Here is a 16,637-nt window from a genome sequence, read left to right as displayed (position 1 = left end):
TCACGTATGTCGTCTTTTCGCCCGACGCTCGCTCACTTTTGCCGCCTTTTCGGCCGACGCTCGCTCACCCTGGTGAGCGAGCGTCGGGCGAGATGGGCTTATAAGTGAGCGGGGGTTGGGGAAAGTGGGCTTATAGGTGAGCGGGGATCGCGGGGGCACGCGAGTAATTTTCCAACATTCCGGCGGTAAGTTACCCTGCGTTAGCCTTTTGTCTGGTTGGATTGTGTCTATTGGGACTGAAACCGGAGGCGCCGCCTCCTACCGACCCGAAGGTAGTAATGGAGCTCATCGAGGCCGAGCACCCGCGGCCAGGACACGTACTTCTGCACCTTAGCGACTCCCATCTGTTGGGAGGGTCGGAACCCCTTTACGGCGCGGTCGACAGTGAAGCCCATCTGAGGCAGCTCTTCTCGGAAGTGCACGCGTCAAAGGTCCGCCCCGATGCCGTGATCTTCACCGGTGACCTCGCCGATCAGGGTGAACCGGGTGCCTACGCCAAACTCCGGTCGATCGTCGAGCCTGCCTGTCGAGAGATGGGCGCGCGGGTGATCTGGGCGATGGGAAACCACGACGACCGGGCGAATTTCCGTGCCGGCCTCTTCGACCAGAGCGACAATGACGCCCCGGTGGATCACAGCTACTTCGTCAACGGGCTGCGGATCATCACGCTGGATACCTCCGTGCCCGGCTTCCATCACGGTGAGCTAAGCCAGAGCCAGCTCGACTGGTTGGAATCGGAGCTCGCGACGCCGGCTCCGGACGGCACGATCCTTGCCCTCCACCACCCTCCGGTCCCGAGCGTCCTCGACCTATCCATCCTGGTGGAGCTGCGCGGCCAAGCGGCGCTGGCCGACGTCGTACGCAATTCGGATATCCGCTCCATCCTGGGCGGCCACCTGCACTACTCCACCACCGCGATGTTCGCAGGCGTCCCGGTGTCGGTGGCTTCCGCGAGCTGCTACACGCAGGACCTCAACGTTCCGCAGGGCGGCACCCGCGGCCGCGACGGTGCCCAGGCATTCAACCTGGTCCACGTTTACGAGCAGACGATCGTGCATTCGGTGGTGCCATTGGGCAAATCGCCGACCGTTGGTGAGTACGTCAGCCCGGAAGCTACGCGGCGGCGGCTCGCCCAAGCAGGCATCCGGATTCCCCAGCGAGCCACGCATGAACGCGGTTCCATGGCCGACGCGAAGCGTCCGGAGATGACCCGCCGCTAGCGGACTACTTCTCCCATGGGGCTTTGACCGGGAAGTACTTCTCCATGAAGTCCGTGACGAGTCCGGCCCTTTCGTCGGCAGCCACTTCGGGGAAGCTGCCATCGTTGAGGCAGAAGAAGTCCACGTTGCGTTTGGCGAGCAACGTGGGCAGGTAGTGCAGCCCGGACCACAGGGTGGTATCCACGTACCTGACCTTGGCGGCCGTCTGCGTCACCGCCCGGCCCGTGAGCAGCGAATAGTAGTGGTAGAACGAGTTGGTCACGGAAATGTTGTCCGCCGCACGGAACCTGCTGGCCGCCGTCTTGGCGAACTCGGCCGGAAACTCGCGCTCCATCTCTGCGATGACGCTACGCCGAAGGGGCGCGGCGGTGTGCTCCAGATGGCGCGTGGTGATGCGCCCGAACCGCTCCCAGAGGAGCTTCCTGTTGACGCGGGCAGCGTTCTCGAAGCCGCTGCGTTCGGCGTCGTTCTCTCCCAGCCCGATCCGGGTGGAAGCTTCGATGAACTTGGTGATTCCGCCGGGAGTGAAGAACATGTCCGGTGCAACAGGCCGGCCGAAGAACATGTCGTCATTGGAGTACAGGAAGTGCTCGGAGAGGCCCTCAATGTGGTGCAGCTGGGATTCCACGGCCTGGGAATTGTGGGTGGGCAGCACGGTGGGGTCCTTGAAGAACTCCTCGCTGCGCATGATCCTGACGCTCGGGTGCTCGGCCAGCCACTCCGGCGCGGGGGAGTCCGTCGCGATATAGATCCGGCGAATCCAGGGCGCATACATGTACACCGAGCGCAAGGCATATTTGAGCTCGTTGATCTGCCGGAAACGGGCTTCGTGAGCGTCTCCCTCGCCCACAACTGCGTCTTTCATCTGCTCGCGGCGTGCCGCGATATACGCGGGGTCGTTTCCGTCCACCCATGAAAAGACGATGTCGACGTCGAAGTCGATGTCGCTCGCGTGGTCCGCGAACATGTTCTCGATGGTCGGCCAGCTCAGCCCGTGGCGTTCCACCGTGCCCCGGACAGCGTCCTGGCGCAGCATGGTTCGCCGGGTCAGGGAGTTCTCCACCGGCAACACGAGTTGTTCGCCGTCGAACTCCCACAATTCAAGCTGCACGCCCAACGAGGGACCGTACGTCAGCCCGCCCCCGGGTTCCACGCGTGGACGGAAGAGCCGGAAAATCCGGGCCTTCCGGTTGCTGGACAACTCGCCGTCGGCCACCAGCAGCGTGGATTTCTTCCGCGCGTCGACGGTCATGGAGTAGAACGGCTCGTTCCGGAAAGCCGAGACCAGAGCCTGGCGCAGTTTCTTCCGGAGCTTCCAGTCGACGGCGATCACGGGCCGGTGGTCGTTGCCGCGGACCAGGATGAAGTCCAGGCCGGCCGCGTCGAGTGCGGCACGGATCACGAGTAGATCTTCGACCATCACCTCCTGCGGGGTGCGGTTCTGGTTCAGCAAGCTGTATCGGCCGCGATGGCGGACGACGTCGGCGCGGTGCTTGAGGCGCGCCTCGACGGCGGGCGACGTCGGTTCGGGAACGACCGCATCGTCGTCGGAGGCGGGGCTACCAAAGTAGATTGCTTGCTGGTCCATGTCTGTGATGGCTTTTCTCCGAAAGATTGTGGTTGGCGCGGGCTTGGTGAACCTAGCCCACCAAGGCTTCACGCCAACTGTGCAGGAACGCGCCTCCGGCGTCGTCGTGAATGACGTCGTCGCCCAGGCCGAGGTCTGTGGCTGTAAGAACATCGTAGGGCTTGTTGGGCACGCCGTCCGCGGGCCGGACGTCGACGTGCTTCACGCTGTGGTCATTGTGGTGGAGCCAATCCGCCATGGCGTAGTCAGTGCGCGAATCGCCCACTGTCCGCCAGGCCTGCGGGGTGATCCCTTGGGCGGCGAGGAGCTCCACCGCGCGGCTGGCGCCGAGATCCTTGCCGAGCCGGACGGACTCGATGTCCGTAGAGATGATGGTGGGGTCCAGGCGGTAGTCCGCGGCGTCGTCGGACTCTGGTGCGTGGTGATCCAGGATCGCGGCAGAGAGCCCGTGCTTGCCCATGAGTTCCAGGGCGTCGGCGTCGAAGAGCTTCTGCTCGGCAAGGTAGTCGTCACTTGAGACGTCCAGATGCTGCTCCACCGACACCATGGCGCGCTTTGTCTCATCGAAGAACATGTGCGTCGCATAATCCTCTGCCACCATGCGGCGGACGTCGTCGCCGTAGGCCTTCGGAACGGCAAGCTCATGGTCCATATGGATGGGCCCGGGACCTCCCGAGGTGTAGCTGAACCACACGGCGCCCTTCTCGCAGATCGCGTGGACCACGGTTCCGGCGGGCATTCCGGCGGCGATCATGGGCGCCATGACCTGCTCGCGGATGAAAGCGTCCGAGCGGCCTGTGTTGAAAATGACGGGGATGCCTGCGGATGCCAAGCCCACAAGGTCCGCGATGATCGCCGGCTTCACATCGCGCGTCACGGGACTTGCGACGGGACCGTCGACGTCGAGGAGCAGTGCGAGGGCAGGAGCGGCCGGGTGCGTGCCTGGCATTGAAGCAGTCATGATCCCATTCTGTCAGTCCGGCGGGATGGCGGCAGTGGTGTGACGGCCGACGGCGGCAGACGCCACCGTTCGGCGCACGCGGTCCGCCAACGGTTACCTTTTGGCCACAACCTTCGTGGCCGACTTCTCACAAGTTCCCTTGGGCGCCTTACTTCTTTAGGCTTGCACAGTGATATTCAAAGCTGTGGGCGAGGGACGCCCGTACCCCGACCATGGTTTTTCCACGCCAAAGGACTGGGCCTCGCTGCCCCCGCGTCCGGTCCGGCTCGATGAACTTGTCACCACCAAGCGCACCCTTGACCTTGAAGCCCTGCTGGCCGAGGATTCGACGTTCTTCGGCGATCTCTTCCCCCACGTGGTGCAGTACCAAGGCCTGCTGTACCTCGAAGACGGGCTCCACCGCGCAGTACGGACCGCGCTCCACCAGCGCACGGCCATCCACGCCCGGGTGCTCGTGATAGATGGTTAACGAAACAATCCCGGAAGAGCAGGTGGCCGTGCCCGAGAACGCGGATCCGGGGAAGCGCCCGAAACGTCCCGGTAGGCAGAAAGATCCGACGACCCTGCACGGGCATCGCGTTGTCACCGGTCCGGATCTCCGGGCAACTTTTGCTGAGGCTCCCGGGCCTGAGAGCCATCCGGGGTGGTTCAGCCGCCGCCTCCTGCACGGGATCGTTCTCGCGCTGCTTGTCGGAGTGGTTGTTGCCGGGCTCGTGGGGGCATGGGCAGTCATGAACGGCGTGATCCGTTTCCCCTCCGCCGTTGCAAGCCAGGCGCCGGCCGCCGTGTGTCCCGCCACGGTTTTCGACTACACGCCCAACAACAAGATCAGCATCAATGTCTATAACGCTGCTGGCAGGCCCGGCCTGGCCAAGAACGTGGCGGACCAGTTGAAGGCCCGGGGATACAACGTCGGCACGGTCGACAACTCCACTACGAGCTACACCGGCCCCGCAGTGGTGGTTTCGGGATCCAGCGGCCAAGCGGCAGCGTTCAACATCCAGAAGAATGTCGCCGGCACCGATTACGTCCAGGACCAACGCACGGATGGTTCCGTGGACCTCATCCTCGCACCAGGATTCTCGGCACTCGTCCCACCGGAGCTCGTGGACAACACTCCGGGGAAGCTCAGTTGTCCCCGCCTCGAGCAGCGGATCGCGGACAACGCGAAGCTGCCGGTGATTCCGACGCCTTAGCCCGGCGGACGCAGCCAGCCCCGCGGGCGAGTTACGCCAGTCGCGCGGGCCGGCCGTCGTCGTCGAACCTTGCTCCTGCGCCCAACTGGATGAACCGCACCGTCTGGACCAGCCGCTCCTCAAGCTCGTCCAGCTCCGCCCCGTTCGCCGCATTGCCGCGTGCTGCGCTGGAGGACAGGGTTCCGTGGATGAGCCGGGCGAGCTGGCCGACGTCGGCGGGCGGGAGGTAGCCGGCGGCGATACCGTCGCGCAGGATGTCCTGGAGCAGCAGGTTGAGTTCGCCCACGTGGTCTGCCAGTTTCGCGAAGGAAGCGGGGGAGAGGACTGCCGCCATCGCAGGACCCGGCGGGAGGTGCCGTCGGCTGAGGTCTTCCACCTGGGCGCGCACGTAAAGGGCAAGGCGGTCCACCGGGTTCTGAAGTGCCGCGAGGGATTCGCGCAGGTCGCCCAGGAACCGCTCTGTCTCGTCCAGGGCGTACGCGATGAGGAGCTGTTCCATGTCGGCGTAGTAGTTGTACACCGCGGTCCGGCCGACGCCGGCGTGACGCGCGACGTCGGTCATGGTCAACCCGGGCAGTCCGTGGGTGAAGAGCAGTTCTCCGAAAGCCGTCAGGACCCGGCGTCGGGTTTCAGCGCGTTGCGCGGCATTGGTGGCGGCCGTAATCCTAGGCATACAGACACTTTACAGGGATCTGTCAGCAAAGTTGGGCCCGCGGAGACCGTGGTTTCCCGGTACGGCTGATGGTTCCACCGGGATGTGACTCTCTCCGTCAGTAGTTGATGTTTTGTGTCAAATTAGTTGGTGCGGAGCGAATCCCGCCGTTCGGCTAGCGGGCACCAAGGGTACGGTGATCGATCCTTCACGGGGACACCGCGCCTGCCCTAGCTCCCCACAAAATGCGCCGATGTGTACGCTGTCCCTATGAGCAAGGCGACCTCAGAAGGCAGTTCGTGGCGTTGGTTCCTGCATGCGCTGAGGAACTTATTTGCAGACGGAGGGCCGTTGGCACCTGGATGGGGCTTCGGTCGACGGAAGAACTAATAAGCCGCTGCCAGAATAGTCCGGAGCTAAGATGACCACCGCTGCTGTTGCCGTCCTCATGCTGTCTAGTGCCCTCATGACTGCATCAGCTTTCTACAGGTAGCAAGTCATCCCACACAACGAATCCCATATTTCGACAACAGTCCAATGCGGACTGATAGAACGAGTAAATGGCTGTTCCTTAGTGGCATTGCCCTAATCGCCGCCGGCTCACTCCTGCTCTCCCAGAGCCAAGGCGAGAGGTCCACCATTGAGTTTCCCGTGTTCTTAATTATGGGAGCTGCGCCTGTGGGACTGATTCGGCTAATTCATAATCGGCGAGTGAAACGGAATAACGTACGCGACGACGGGCGATGAGACAGAATCCAGTCTGGTCGCCAGGGGCCGAATGGCCGATAGAGCCACTTGGATTCCGCAAGGTGAACGCTGAGGGATCCTTGACCGTACATGTACCCGGACCGGGGACAGCATACGGACAGCGCGAACCCACAACGCTTAAGGACCGGTTGCGACTTGCCTTTGGGCGAACGCACCATAGACTCGGCCCATGTCAGGTCGTGGGGGAATGAGACCAATTCGCAGTGCTGCTACGGCGGCGGTGCTGGGCCTGCTGCTGTCCGGGGGCCTGGCAGCGTGCACGTACGAGGATGCCGGCGATCCGGTGCAGACAGCCGCCGAGCACAGCAGTCGCCCAGCGCCTGTCGTCCCCACGAAGGGCCCGGAGATACTGGATGCCGAAAAGCGCAATTACGGCGAATTGGACAAGCGCCTTGGAGCGGCTGAAGGTTCCGTGCTCCTTGAGGACTCCGGCCCTGCCGACGGACCAGGGGTTGGTTTCAGCAAAACCGTAAAAGTGGCGACCGCAGGCCGGTATACCGTCACGGCGGCTTGCGTGGGCATCCCGAACGCCCAGATGTTCATCACCGCCGGAGGGTCTGAGCAGCTGAAGTCGCTCGATCTTGATTGCTCCGGCGTCTTGTCGAAGATTGTCGAGTTGCCAGCGGGATATGTCGTGGCTTCACTGATACGGCACGACCCGAACGGTCCTTGGACAGGCGCCGTCGCCGGAGTCCGAATCACTACTGGATAAAAGGCGACGACCGGACTTCGAAGCCCCTCGGCGGCGCGATGACGCCGCTGCTGCGATTCACATGTAGCCGCTGCTGAAGGCCAGATCTTTGGGCGTTCCACCTCTAAGGTTGAGGAAAACGGACACGTACGACCAACCTGGCTAGCTCTAACATTGTGGCCAACTTTCCCAAGGCATATTCTGTGAGCCTGATCGGGGACTGGGGTGGGTCGTATGGCCGGAAAAATTAGGATCTCATCATTGGCCATCGCGCTATTCGCCGTCCTGTGTGCGTGCGCAGGGCCTGCAACGCCGATTACAGAAGCCTCCGCGGAAGCACCGACCCCCATTGCTTCAGGCATGCCAATCATGCTTTACACGCACTGCGGAATCGAAGAATTGCGCGTCGATGACACGTTCTTCATTGCCGAAACACCATTGGATGATGGTCAGGGCAATCCCCCTCCGGGATGGGGGAACCCCTATCAGGCAGGCACCGTGACCGTGTCCGGTTCACAGGCTGTTTTTCGGGATGACAACGGCCACATCGTCACCTTCCGGGCTCGTCCCGGTGCGACAGGTTTACTCAAGACCTGCTCCTGAGAGTCGACATGCCGTCCGGTAAAGGATCCCTCAGCGTGGGGATGTGAGAAGCGCTTTCGACCAAAGATCCTGATGACGCTCCGCGTATTCGGTTGCGGCCCGCCAGTGGTCACCATGGCCTTCGAGATACATTGAACCCCACGGTTCATGCCCCAAGTCATGGGAAGACTTTAGGAGGTGAAGGCCGTCAAATTCTGCGCGGCTTCCTCCGGCGCCTGGTTCGTGTCCGAGAGCGTGAATGCCTGGGCGGCGTAGGCCAGATCCCACAGTCGTGTGCTCGGTGCGGCAGCGTCCCAATCGATAAACGTCCAACGATCACCGATGATGAGATTCCACGGCGCCAGGTCGTTATGGCAGATCAACTCTTCGCCAGGCGATGAGATCGCCACGTTCCACCGCGCGTCACGCGGTGGAACGAATGACTCGCTCGCGTCGTGGATCGCGCGCACCATCGCTCCGACACGATGAAGTTCCGAATGCGTGAGTGGCTCTGACGGCCTTGCTCATCCTGGCCTAGGACCGCTGGCACGTCGACGCCAGCTTTCCTGACAGCTGTCATGAACTCGAAGACGCTCGGCGTCGAGTCCATCCACGGCTTGCGTACTGTCGATCCAATGCGTACGACGCCATCGCTGACATTGCCACCTTCGAGTATCTGCTCGGCATCCATTACTCGATGCTAGCTCCGTCCGTAAACCGATCCTTTACCGGACGCCGCCCGATCGGATTATGCCATTGAGATGAGCGTCCCGGGGATGGTCCTGATGGAGACTTGCGACGCCGCTTTGCGGAGAAGAGCGATCGAGGCACTCACGATATCTTGCCCGCCTGGGGTGTCGCGGCTGCCGCTAATCTCCTAGATCGCGCAGCCGTCCGGGCCGCAGGCCTCGGCATCGGGGCTGCCGACGGCGACCAGCGGATTCGCTTCCTGCCACGCCTGTGTGAGGGCCTGGGTGAAGACCTCCGAGGGCTGGGCTCCGGAGAGTCCGTACTTGCGGTCGATGACGAAGAACGGCACGCCGGTGACGCCGATCATCCGTGCTTCGGCGATGTCGCCGCGGACGTCCTCCGCGTACTTGTCGGTGCTGAACAACTCGGCGATTTCGGCTTCCGGCAGGCCCAGGTCGCCACCGAGGCTGCTCAGGTATTCCTGGCTGCCAATGTCCTTGCCGTGTTCGAAATGGCCGCTCAAGAGCAGTTCCTTGGCTTCGTCCTGCTTGCCGTGGGCGGCTGCGAGATGGATCAGGCGGTGTGCCGTGAAGCTATTGGCCACCACGACGTCGTCGAAGCGGTAGTTGAGGCCCTCGCCTTTTGCCTGCAACGCGACGTGCTCGAACATCTGGCTGACCTGCGCGGGGTCCATGCCCTTGCGCTTGCTCAGGTAATCCAGCTCGGTGCCGTCGTAGTGTTCCGGGATGCTCGGATCCAACTGGTAGCTGCGCCACTGGATCTCGACCGAGTCGCGGTGCGGGAATTCAGCCAAAGCCGTTTCGAACCGGCGCTTTCCGATGTAGCACCACGGGCAAGCGACGTCTGACCAGATCTCAATCTTCATGATGGCGACAACCGGAAGTGGACGCCGCTCATTCCCGGCCTGGCCTGTTGGACTGGTCACAGCCCGGCGACGGCCCGCTCCATCACGAAATCGTGCTCCACGGAATCGCCCAAGCGGAACGACTTGGTCCCGACCTTCCTGAATCCGCTCTTCTCATAGAAGCGGATGGCTTTGGCGTTCTGGCTGTTGACGCCAAGCCACACACCGGCAGCCCCCGAGCCGGCAGCGCGGTCCAAGGTGGCCTTCATGAGCTCCGCGGCAGCGCCCAGTCCGTGGTGTTCCGGATGCACATAGCACTTGCTCAGTTCCGTGGAAGGGTTGAGCGTCAGGGCCGAAGCGACGTCGGAATCGTTCGTGGGTCGGGCCACGAGCATGCTGTAGCCGCGGAGTTCACCGGCGGCGTCGATGGCCAGGATGGTGATGTCCGGATCGGCAAGGTATTCCGTGAACTTCTCCGCGCTGAGCGTCCTGCGCAGGTGCGCCGCGATGTCTTCGGGCGAGGAGTTCGGCGGGCAGGCGAGCGGAAAGGTGACGGCGGCAAGCTCCGCCAGCGGTCCGGCGTCGTCCGCTGTTGCTTCACGGATTGTCTGGCTCATGTGGTCCTCTCAGGCAAACGGGCTCAGAAATGCCCCTCAAGACTGATCTTAAGGGGCATTTCCGGACGAATTACGACGGCGGTGGTCCGCCCGAGAGCTGGGCGAAGGGTTCCCGCCTAGGCGGCGAGGTGCTGGCGGATCCCTTCGACAATGAGGTCGTGATCCTCCTGCGAAGAAAGGCCTGACGCAGTGACGGCCGCGACCACGCCAACGCCGCGGACCCGCACGGGAAACGAGCCCCCTGTCACGGCGTAGTCGGCGCCCAGCCACCCACTGGCCACAGGATCGATACCGGCGGAGGACAATCGGGCTTCTACAAGTGCGCTGCTGGATTCCATCCGCAACACGAGTGCGGATTTCCGTGCGATCCACGATTCCTGGTCCGGTGTGATGCCCGGCAGCGCCGCGCGGAAAAGGATGAGCCCGGGGCGCCGGATGTCGATGCCGATGGCATGGCCTGCCGCCTGGGCCATGCCCGTGAGCCGCGAACCGAGCCTCCAGGCGTCACCGTGATCGAAAGAGGCGAAAATCAGTTCCTCTTCCTGGCGTTTGAGAGCTTCCCATGCTTCAAGAGCGCTGATGCCGGCCATGGCGCTACCGTTCTTCCGTGCCGTAGGGTTCGAAATCGAACTCCTGAAAGTCGGACACTTCCTTCGCCCAGCGGGACTCCACGAATCCGACGTGGGCAGGATGGTCATTGTAGGAGCTGAAGGCCTCCGCGCCGTCGAACGTCATTTCAAACTGAAGGCCAAGCGGGCTCTTCTGTGAAATCTGGCGGGATACGCGGAAGTCCTGCACTACCGGTATGGCAGTCAGAGTGGCGACTGCTGCGTCCAGGAACTCCCGTTCCCCGGAGGAACCGGGCTCGTGGATGAGGGAGAAAACGACCGTGTGGCGGATCATGGCGTTCCAATCGAAGTGCTGACGGGATAGGCAACATAAGCGAACCGCTCCGAGTCGGGCGACCAGCTGTTGACGTTGAGGGTTCCCTGCCCGCCGAAGAGCGGCCAGGTGTGGAGCGGCGTCGCCCAGTCGCTCGTGGAAACAACGACGACGTCGACCGGCAAGTCCGCGGGGTGGCCTTCCGTGCCGCCGGGGAAGCGGATGTAGCTGGCCAGCCGCCCGTCGGGCGAGAGGTGCGGGAACCAGTCGACGGTGTCGCTCTCCAGCAGGTGCTCAGGCTTGCCGCCGCTCGTCCGCACCCGGGCGAGTTGGGCCTGGCCCGGCCGGTCCGTGAAGGCTTCGGTATTGAAGTACAGCCATTCGCCGTCGTGCGAGTACTCGGGACCGTCGCAGTGGCCAGGGCCGGTGTCCACGAGCGCGGATGGGCCGCCGGCCGCAGGCATCGTGATGAGCCGGCCAGGCTGGGTGAAGTCCCCGGCTTCTATCCCCACGTAGGCGAGCGTCTGTCCGTCGGGGCTGACGCCGTGGAGGAAATGGAACCACCCGTCGTCGGCCGTGAGGCGGTCCGCCTCTCCGCCGTCGAGGTCTGCGCGGTAGATGTGGCCATCATTCGCCGAGAGGTAGATGGTGGAGCCGTCGGGTGCGAGGACGTGGTCGTTATTGAGGTCCGGGATTCCGGTGATGGCTACCTTTTCGAGTCCTCCCGAAAGATCCAGCCGCCAGAGGGCGCCGTGACCGTTGAGGATGAGGGCGCCGCCATCGAGCGTCCAGTTCGGTGCTTCGAGCAGCAGTTCTTCCGTGACATAAACGCGTTCGGAAGCACCTGTGGCGGAGGCGATCCATACTTCGCAGCGCTGGCCAGGTTGGAGGGTCCGTATCACTTGGGGGCCTCGACGGAGCCGCCCGGGAGTTCCTTGATCCGGATGTTCCGCCACCTGCATTGTGCTCCGACACCCCAGCGGGCTTCGCCGAACACGGCGTCGTTGTCGTGGACCTCGAGCGCGATGTGTCCGCTGTCGCCAAGCACCTCAAAGACCGCATTGGCGTCGTAGTTGGGGGATTGCAGGGTGGCGGTATCAAGTTCCGCGATCTTGAGGCCGTTGATCCACGTGGTGATGACAGGCATGCTGCCGAGGCAGCGGATCCGCAGCTCGTTCCACTCGTCCCAGCGCCACACGTCGAGGAAATCGCCGACGTCGGCTGCGTAGCTGAGCCGGGCACGCTTCACTTCCGTGACGGGTTCCACTGAGGTGGCCGGGTTGTCTGCGACAAGGCCGGTGGGGCGGCCGGCGTCGTCCCGGGCGACGTCGATCGCGAACGGAACGGCCGAGAAGCTCGCCAGTCCGTTGCCGAAGAAGCCGCCGATGCCACCGGAGGGGCGGTGGTCCACGAGGACTTGGAACCCTTCCCAGCTGTCCCGTTGACGCCGGATCATCACACCGGTGTCCGCAGGCCAACCGGGGCGCATCTCAAGCTTCAATTCGAAGTCCCCGAACGCCTGGTCGCTGACAAGGTAGCCGCCGTAGCCGCTCCCCGGAGCGTCCTGCTCGCCGATCAAGACGCCGTCTTCAACCTTCCAGCGGGCAGGATGCTTCTCCGGCTCTACGGGGCGCTGGAGTCCGAGGCTGTCGAAGTGCTCCAGGACGCTCGGGCCGCCGGGATACACCGAGCCATAAATGCGAGGCGCCGCGTGCCACCCGGCCAGGCTGACGCCGTCGAACAGCGGGACGAACCCGTCGTTACCCACCTCGGACACCACCTAGTCCTGGTTGAAGGCGGCGTCGAAGCTGGTTTGGGAGGGCGGGAAGTCGAACTTCTTGAGGGCGGCGAGGGCTTCTGGGGCGCCGTGGAGGCGGTCCATGCCGGCGTCTTCCCATTCCACGGAGATCGGTCCGTTGTAGCCGATGGCGGTGAGGGCCCGGAAGGAGGATTCCCAGGGGACGTCGCCGCGTCCGGCGGAGACGAAGTCCCAGCCGCGGCGGGGGTCGCCCCAGGGCAGGTGGGAGCCCATGACGGTGTTGCGGCCGGTGGGGCGCAGCTTGGTGTCTTTGCAGTCCACGTGGTAGATCCGGTCTTTGAAGTCCCAGATGAAGGAGACGGGGTCGATGCCTTGCCACATGAAGTGGGAGGGGTCCCAGTTCAGGCCGAACGCTTCCCGGTGCCCGATCGCTTCGAGGGTCCGGACGGTGGTCCAGTAGTCGTAGGCGATCTCGGAGGGGTGGACTTCGTGGGCGAAGCGGACCCCGCAGTCGTCGAAGACGTCCAGGATGGGGTTCCAGCGGTCCGCGAAGTCCTGGTAGCCGGCCTCGATGACCTTCTCGGGAACGGGCGGGAACATGGCGACGTATTGCCAGATCGAGGAGCCGGTGAAGCCGACAACGGTGTCCACGCCGAGGGCTTGGGCGAGGCGGGCGGTGTGTTTCATTTCCTCGGCGGCCCGTTGGCGGACGCCTTCGGGGTCCCCGTCGCCCCAGACCTTGGCCCCGACGATCCCTTGGTGGCGGAAGTCGATCGGGTCATCGCAGACGGCCTGGCCCTTGAGGTGGTTGGAGATGGCCCAGACCTTGAGGTTGTATTTGTCCAGCACGGCGAGCTTGGACTCGACGTAGCCGGGTTCGTCCCAGCGCCAGGCGTCCAGATGGTCGCCCGAGACGGCGATTTCCAGGCCGTCGTAGCCCCAGCCGGAGGCGAGCTTGGCGACGTCCTCGAAGGGCAGGTCGGCCCACTGGCCGGTGAACAGGGTATACGGGCGGGGCATGGGTTCTCCTTGCAAAGATTTACGGGGGAAGCTGGACGGCCGGCGTTCTAGTGGCCGGAGACCTGGATGATGGCGGACTTGGCGTCGGCTGATTCTTCGATGGCGGCCAGGACCTGTTGGACGGCGAGTCCGTCTTCGAACGAGGGCGAGGGCGGGGTCCCGGCGTCGATGGCCGCGAGGAAGTCACGGATCTCGTGGGTGAAGGTGTGCTCCCAGCCGATCACGTGGCCCTGGGGCCACCAGGCGGCCATGTAGGGGTGTTCAGGCTCGTTGACCAGGATCCGGCGGAAGCCCTGCTCCCGGACAGGCACCGTGGCGTCGAGGAAGCCGAGCTCGTTGATGGATTCCAGGTCGAACAGGAGCGAGCCCTTGTCGCCGTAGATTTCCATCGTGAGCGAGTTCTTCTTGCCCGTGGCCATGCGGGAAACTTCCACCGAGGCGACTGCCCCGGAGGCGAGGGTCAGCGTGGCCCAGGCGGCGTCGTCGACCGTTACTTGTTCCGGACCGTTCGCCCCGGGGCGGCTGTCCACGAAGGTGTGGAGCCGGCCGGAGACTTCGGTGACGGTGTCTCCGAGGAGGAAGAGGACCTGGTCGATCGCGTGGGAGGCGATGTCGCCGAGTGCCCCGGATCCCGCGGTTTCCTTGTTGAGGCGCCAGGTCATGGGGGAGTCGGCGTCCACGAGCCAGTCCTGCAGGTAGGCGGCGCGGACGTGCCGGACCGTGCCCAGCCGGCCCTCGGCAATGAGCTCCTTCGCGAGGGCCAGGGCCGGGACGCGGCGGTAGTTGAAGCCGATCATGGACTGGATACCGCGCGCCCGGGCGGCACGCGCGGCTTCCGTCATGGCTTCGGCCTCGGCGAGGGTGTTCGCGAGGGGCTTCTCCACGAGCACGTGCTTGCCCGCCTCCAGCGCCGCGGTGGCGATTTCGGCGTGCATCCAGCCCGGAGCGCAGATGTCCACGATGTGGATGTCATCTCGCTCCAGGACCTGGCGCCAGTCCGTGGCGGACTCGCTCCACCCGTACTTCGCCGCGGCCTCGGCAACCTGTTCCGCGTCCCGGCCAACGAGCACTTTCTGCTCGAAGGCCGGAACGTCGAAGAAACTGGCCACGTTCCGCCACGCGTTGGAATGGGCTTTGCCCATGAACGCGTAGCCGATCGCGGCGACACCCAGGGGTGTCTTGCCCGGTTCGCCGTCGTGAGGATTGGTGGGGGTAGGGGCGGAGCTAGTCATGAGTGATTCCTAGAGGGTGGCGGCCATCGGGTCCCAGTCCTCGGGGAGGGCCTGGGAGGTCACGGCGGAGCTGTCGACGCCTACGAAGGTGCCGGTTTCGGCGGACTCGGAAATGGAAACCAGGGTATCGACCACATGGTAGGCGAGGGCTCCCTGGGCGCGGTGCGGGACCCCGGCGCGCAGGGAACGGGCCATGTCCAGCACGCCCATCCCGCGGCCGTTGGCCGGTCCCGTGGCGGGAATGATTTCAGCTTCGTCGGCCCCGGCGCGCCATAGCTTGAGGTCGCCGTCGAAGTTGTTGGGGTCCGGCAGTTCCAGGGTGCCCTCGGTACCGGTGATCTCCACGAAGCCCATCCGCAGGCGGGGGGACTCGAAGCTGAACACACTGTGCGAGGAAGTACCGCCCTCGAACTGGAGCATCGCGGACACGTGGGTGGGGACCTCGACGGCGAATTCCTCGCCTGCCTTGGGCCCGGAACCGACCACGCGGACTTCCTTGGCCTTGGACCCGACGGCGGCGACCTTGCGGACCGAACCGAAAGTCTGGACCAGCGCGGTGACGTAGTACGGGCCCATGTCGAAAAGCGGGCCTGCGCCGTGGGCGAAGAGGAATGACGGGTTCGGGTGCCAGGACTCCGGGCCAGGGGTCTGGAACATGGTCAAGGCAGTCAGCGGGGTGCCGATGTCACCGCGTTCGATGATCCGGCGGGCCGTCTGCAGTCCTGCGCCCAGGAAGGTGTCCGGTGCGCAGCCGAGGCGGATGCCTGCCGCGTCGGCCGTCTTCAACAGGGCCAAACCGGATTCGCGGTCCAGGGAGAACGGCTTCTCGGTCCAGACATGCTTGCCGGCGTTCACCGCAGCAGTGGCCACCTCGACGTGCGCCGCCGGGATGGTGAGGTTCACGATGATCTCGACGTCGGGATGGTTCAGGGCCGCGTCCACGCCACCCCACTCGGGGATGCCGTATTCCTTGGCCCGTGCCTGGGCGGCTTCCTCGAACAGGTCCGCGATGACATAAACCTTCAGGTCCGGGAAAACCGTCAGGTTGTCCAGGTAGGCCTTGCTGATGTTGCCGGCGCCGATGACGGCGACGCCGACGGGCCCCCGGCGGGTGGACGGTGTGGTCTGGTGCGTTGCGGTGCTCATGCGTTCACATCCTGTGCTGCGTGGAGGAAGGCGAGGCTCTGGGCAATGCCTTCGAAGATGTCGCCAGCGTAGTCGTCGAACTCAACGACGCCTACCTCGAGGGACTTGGCGGCAGCAACGACGTCGAGCACCGGGATGGTGCCCTGGCCCGCCGGCAACTGGGCTTTCGTGTCCGTGGTGCCGGGGCCGTCCTTGATGTGGATGAACTTCACGCGGTCACCGAGGCGCGCGAGCAGTTCCACGGGGTTCTGGCCACCGACCGCAGCCCAGTAGGTGTCCACCTCCAGGACGAGTTCCGGGTCGAGGAGGCCTTCGAAGTACTCCAGGGCCGTCTGGCCTTCGACGGTGGACTCAAGTTCCCAGGCGTGGTTGTGGTAGCCGACGCGGATGCCGTATTCGGCCCCTTTCTTCGCGGCGGCGTTGAGCTTTGCGGCGGTGGCCTGGATGTCCTCGGCGTTCTGCCAGTGCTCTGCGGGCAAGTAGGGATCGATGACCGTTGCAATGCCCAGTTCCTTCGCAGCGGCGAAGATCTCATCCTGGTCCTGGCTCAGCAGCGGCGCGTGGCCGGAGGGGGCGCGCAGCCCGTTCTCCTTCAAGGCAGCGCCCAGTTCCTTTGCCGTTGCCACGAAATTGTAGGGTTCAACCTGCGTGAAACCGATCTCGGCAACCTTCTTGATGGTGCCCGGCAGGTCTTCCTGGATGGCATTGCGCAAGGTGTACAGCTGGATGGAGTAAGACATGGTTTTCCTTTGCGTTGTCAGTTGCATG

General features: G+C 64.1%; 19 protein-coding genes. 5 read left to right on the top strand and 14 right to left on the bottom strand.

Translation table 11 applies throughout. The annotated features are described in order from the left end of the window. The first annotated feature begins 278 nt into the window (after positions 1–278). Positions 279–1,220 (top strand): phosphodiesterase, encoded by a 942-nt coding sequence (locus KNN17_RS16830; protein ID WP_241710104.1) that lies wholly within the window; start codon positions 279–281, stop codon positions 1,218–1,220. A 4-nt stretch (positions 1,221–1,224) separates the two neighbouring features. On the opposite strand, the gene KNN17_RS16825 is transcribed toward KNN17_RS16830, so the two are convergent. Continuing rightward, on the bottom strand, positions 1,225–2,808 hold the full coding sequence (locus KNN17_RS16825) for a stealth family protein (RefSeq protein WP_171983441.1): 1,584 nt from the start codon (positions 2,806–2,808) through the stop codon (positions 1,225–1,227). A gap of 52 nt (positions 2,809–2,860) precedes the next feature. Next, complete coding sequence (locus KNN17_RS16820) at positions 2,861–3,769, bottom strand: hypothetical protein (RefSeq protein WP_241710103.1); 909 nt, start codon at positions 3,767–3,769, stop codon at positions 2,861–2,863. A gap of 169 nt (positions 3,770–3,938) precedes the next feature. On the opposite strand from KNN17_RS16820, the gene KNN17_RS16815 reads away from it, so the two are divergent. After that, positions 3,939–4,238 (top strand): type II toxin-antitoxin system VapB family antitoxin, encoded by a 300-nt coding sequence (locus KNN17_RS16815; protein ID WP_059388531.1) that lies wholly within the window; start codon positions 3,939–3,941, stop codon positions 4,236–4,238. Then, positions 4,231–4,965: a LytR C-terminal domain-containing protein gene (locus KNN17_RS16810; protein WP_241710102.1), complete on the top strand. Its 735-nt coding sequence runs from the start codon at positions 4,231–4,233 to the stop codon at positions 4,963–4,965. The genes KNN17_RS16815 and KNN17_RS16810 overlap by 8 nt, the downstream gene beginning before the upstream one ends. A 31-nt stretch (positions 4,966–4,996) precedes the next feature. On the opposite strand, the gene KNN17_RS16805 is transcribed toward KNN17_RS16810, so the two are convergent. After that, positions 4,997–5,638 carry a TetR/AcrR family transcriptional regulator gene (locus KNN17_RS16805; protein WP_241710101.1) on the bottom strand — a complete coding sequence of 214 codons (642 nt, stop codon included), beginning with the start codon at positions 5,636–5,638 and terminating at the stop codon, positions 4,997–4,999. 916 nt (positions 5,639–6,554) lie between these two features. On the opposite strand from KNN17_RS16805, the gene KNN17_RS16800 reads away from it, so the two are divergent. Together KNN17_RS16800 and KNN17_RS16795 are read left to right on the top strand one after the other, a co-directional pair. Then, entirely contained in the window at positions 6,555–7,097 is a 543-nt protein-coding gene (locus KNN17_RS16800; RefSeq protein ID WP_241710100.1) for a hypothetical protein, read from the top strand. 339 nt (positions 7,098–7,436) lie between these two features. Continuing rightward, positions 7,437–7,679 carry a hypothetical protein gene (locus KNN17_RS16795; RefSeq protein WP_139359607.1) on the top strand — a complete coding sequence of 81 codons (243 nt, stop codon included), beginning with the start codon at positions 7,437–7,439 and terminating at the stop codon, positions 7,677–7,679. 170 nt (positions 7,680–7,849) lie between these two features. On the opposite strand, the gene KNN17_RS22570 is transcribed toward KNN17_RS16795, so the two are convergent. From KNN17_RS22570 to KNN17_RS16740, 11 genes are all read right to left on the bottom strand, one after another. After that, complete coding sequence (locus KNN17_RS22570) at positions 7,850–8,131, bottom strand: phosphotransferase family protein (protein ID WP_308196833.1); 282 nt, start codon at positions 8,129–8,131, stop codon at positions 7,850–7,852. A 404-nt stretch (positions 8,132–8,535) separates the two neighbouring features. Continuing rightward, positions 8,536–9,234: a DsbA family oxidoreductase gene (locus KNN17_RS16785; protein ID WP_241710099.1), complete on the bottom strand. Its 699-nt coding sequence runs from the start codon at positions 9,232–9,234 to the stop codon at positions 8,536–8,538. Between the two features lie 56 nt (positions 9,235–9,290). Then, entirely contained in the window at positions 9,291–9,830 is a 540-nt protein-coding gene (locus tag KNN17_RS16780) for a GNAT family N-acetyltransferase (RefSeq protein ID WP_241710098.1), read from the bottom strand. Positions 9,831–9,946: 116 nt separating this feature from the next. After that, positions 9,947–10,420 (bottom strand): heme-binding protein, encoded by a 474-nt coding sequence (locus KNN17_RS16775; protein WP_241710097.1) that lies wholly within the window; start codon positions 10,418–10,420, stop codon positions 9,947–9,949. Between the two features lie 4 nt (positions 10,421–10,424). Next, on the bottom strand, positions 10,425–10,733 hold the full coding sequence (locus KNN17_RS16770) for a Dabb family protein (RefSeq protein ID WP_241710096.1): 309 nt from the start codon (positions 10,731–10,733) through the stop codon (positions 10,425–10,427). Then, positions 10,730–11,614: a TolB family protein gene (locus KNN17_RS16765; RefSeq protein ID WP_241710095.1), complete on the bottom strand. Its 885-nt coding sequence runs from the start codon at positions 11,612–11,614 to the stop codon at positions 10,730–10,732. The genes KNN17_RS16770 and KNN17_RS16765 overlap by 4 nt, the downstream gene beginning before the upstream one ends. Then, positions 11,611–12,489: a 3-keto-disaccharide hydrolase gene (locus KNN17_RS16760; RefSeq protein WP_241710094.1), complete on the bottom strand. Its 879-nt coding sequence runs from the start codon at positions 12,487–12,489 to the stop codon at positions 11,611–11,613. Before KNN17_RS16760 ends, KNN17_RS16765 begins: the two co-directional genes overlap by 4 nt. Before the next feature lie 3 nt (positions 12,490–12,492). Further along, complete coding sequence (locus KNN17_RS16755) at positions 12,493–13,491, bottom strand: sugar phosphate isomerase/epimerase family protein (protein WP_241710093.1); 999 nt, start codon at positions 13,489–13,491, stop codon at positions 12,493–12,495. A 47-nt stretch (positions 13,492–13,538) separates the two neighbouring features. Then, positions 13,539–14,723, bottom strand: a complete 1,185-nt coding sequence (locus tag KNN17_RS16750; protein WP_241710092.1) for a Gfo/Idh/MocA family protein — start codon at positions 14,721–14,723, stop codon at positions 13,539–13,541. Between the two features lie 9 nt (positions 14,724–14,732). Further along, complete coding sequence (locus tag KNN17_RS16745) at positions 14,733–15,869, bottom strand: Gfo/Idh/MocA family protein (RefSeq protein WP_241710091.1); 1,137 nt, start codon at positions 15,867–15,869, stop codon at positions 14,733–14,735. Next, complete coding sequence (locus KNN17_RS16740; protein ID WP_241710090.1) at positions 15,866–16,609, bottom strand: sugar phosphate isomerase/epimerase family protein; 744 nt, start codon at positions 16,607–16,609, stop codon at positions 15,866–15,868. Before KNN17_RS16740 ends, KNN17_RS16745 begins: the two co-directional genes overlap by 4 nt. Positions 16,610–16,637: the final 28 nt, after the last annotated feature.

This window comes from Arthrobacter bambusae (genome assembly GCF_022606295.1).
Lineage (GTDB): Bacteria > Actinomycetota > Actinomycetes > Actinomycetales > Micrococcaceae > Arthrobacter > Arthrobacter bambusae_A.
The sequence above is the reverse complement of the archived record's forward strand: the minus strand, read 5'-3'. Positions and strand labels throughout refer to the sequence as shown.

Excerpts from the sequence above, each read along its gene's own strand:
- KNN17_RS16830 (WP_241710104.1), top strand. The coding sequence starts at position 279 with ATGGAGCTCATCGAGGCCGAGCACCCGCGGCCAGGACACGTACTTCTG.
- KNN17_RS16825 (WP_171983441.1), bottom strand. The coding sequence starts at position 2,808 with ATGGACCAGCAAGCAATCTACTTTGGTAGCCCCGCCTCCGACGACGAT.
- KNN17_RS16820 (WP_241710103.1), bottom strand. The coding sequence starts at position 3,769 with ATGACTGCTTCAATGCCAGGCACGCACCCGGCCGCTCCTGCCCTCGCA.
- KNN17_RS16810 (WP_241710102.1), top strand. The coding sequence starts at position 4,231 with ATGGTTAACGAAACAATCCCGGAAGAGCAGGTGGCCGTGCCCGAGAAC.
- KNN17_RS16805 (WP_241710101.1), bottom strand. The coding sequence starts at position 5,638 with ATGCCTAGGATTACGGCCGCCACCAATGCCGCGCAACGCGCTGAAACC.
- KNN17_RS16800 (WP_241710100.1), top strand. The coding sequence starts at position 6,555 with ATGTCAGGTCGTGGGGGAATGAGACCAATTCGCAGTGCTGCTACGGCG.
- KNN17_RS16795 (WP_139359607.1), top strand. The coding sequence starts at position 7,437 with ATGCCAATCATGCTTTACACGCACTGCGGAATCGAAGAATTGCGCGTC.
- KNN17_RS22570 (WP_308196833.1), bottom strand. The coding sequence starts at position 8,131 with ATGGTGCGCGCGATCCACGACGCGAGCGAGTCATTCGTTCCACCGCGT.
- KNN17_RS16785 (WP_241710099.1), bottom strand. The coding sequence starts at position 9,234 with ATGAAGATTGAGATCTGGTCAGACGTCGCTTGCCCGTGGTGCTACATC.
- KNN17_RS16780 (WP_241710098.1), bottom strand. The coding sequence starts at position 9,830 with ATGAGCCAGACAATCCGTGAAGCAACAGCGGACGACGCCGGACCGCTG.
- KNN17_RS16775 (WP_241710097.1), bottom strand. The coding sequence starts at position 10,420 with ATGGCCGGCATCAGCGCTCTTGAAGCATGGGAAGCTCTCAAACGCCAG.
- KNN17_RS16770 (WP_241710096.1), bottom strand. The coding sequence starts at position 10,733 with ATGATCCGCCACACGGTCGTTTTCTCCCTCATCCACGAGCCCGGTTCC.
- KNN17_RS16755 (WP_241710093.1), bottom strand. The coding sequence starts at position 13,491 with ATGCCCCGCCCGTATACCCTGTTCACCGGCCAGTGGGCCGACCTGCCC.
- KNN17_RS16750 (WP_241710092.1), bottom strand. The coding sequence starts at position 14,723 with ATGACTAGCTCCGCCCCTACCCCCACCAATCCTCACGACGGCGAACCG.
- KNN17_RS16745 (WP_241710091.1), bottom strand. The coding sequence starts at position 15,869 with ATGAGCACCGCAACGCACCAGACCACACCGTCCACCCGCCGGGGGCCC.
- KNN17_RS16740 (WP_241710090.1), bottom strand. The coding sequence starts at position 16,609 with ATGTCTTACTCCATCCAGCTGTACACCTTGCGCAATGCCATCCAGGAA.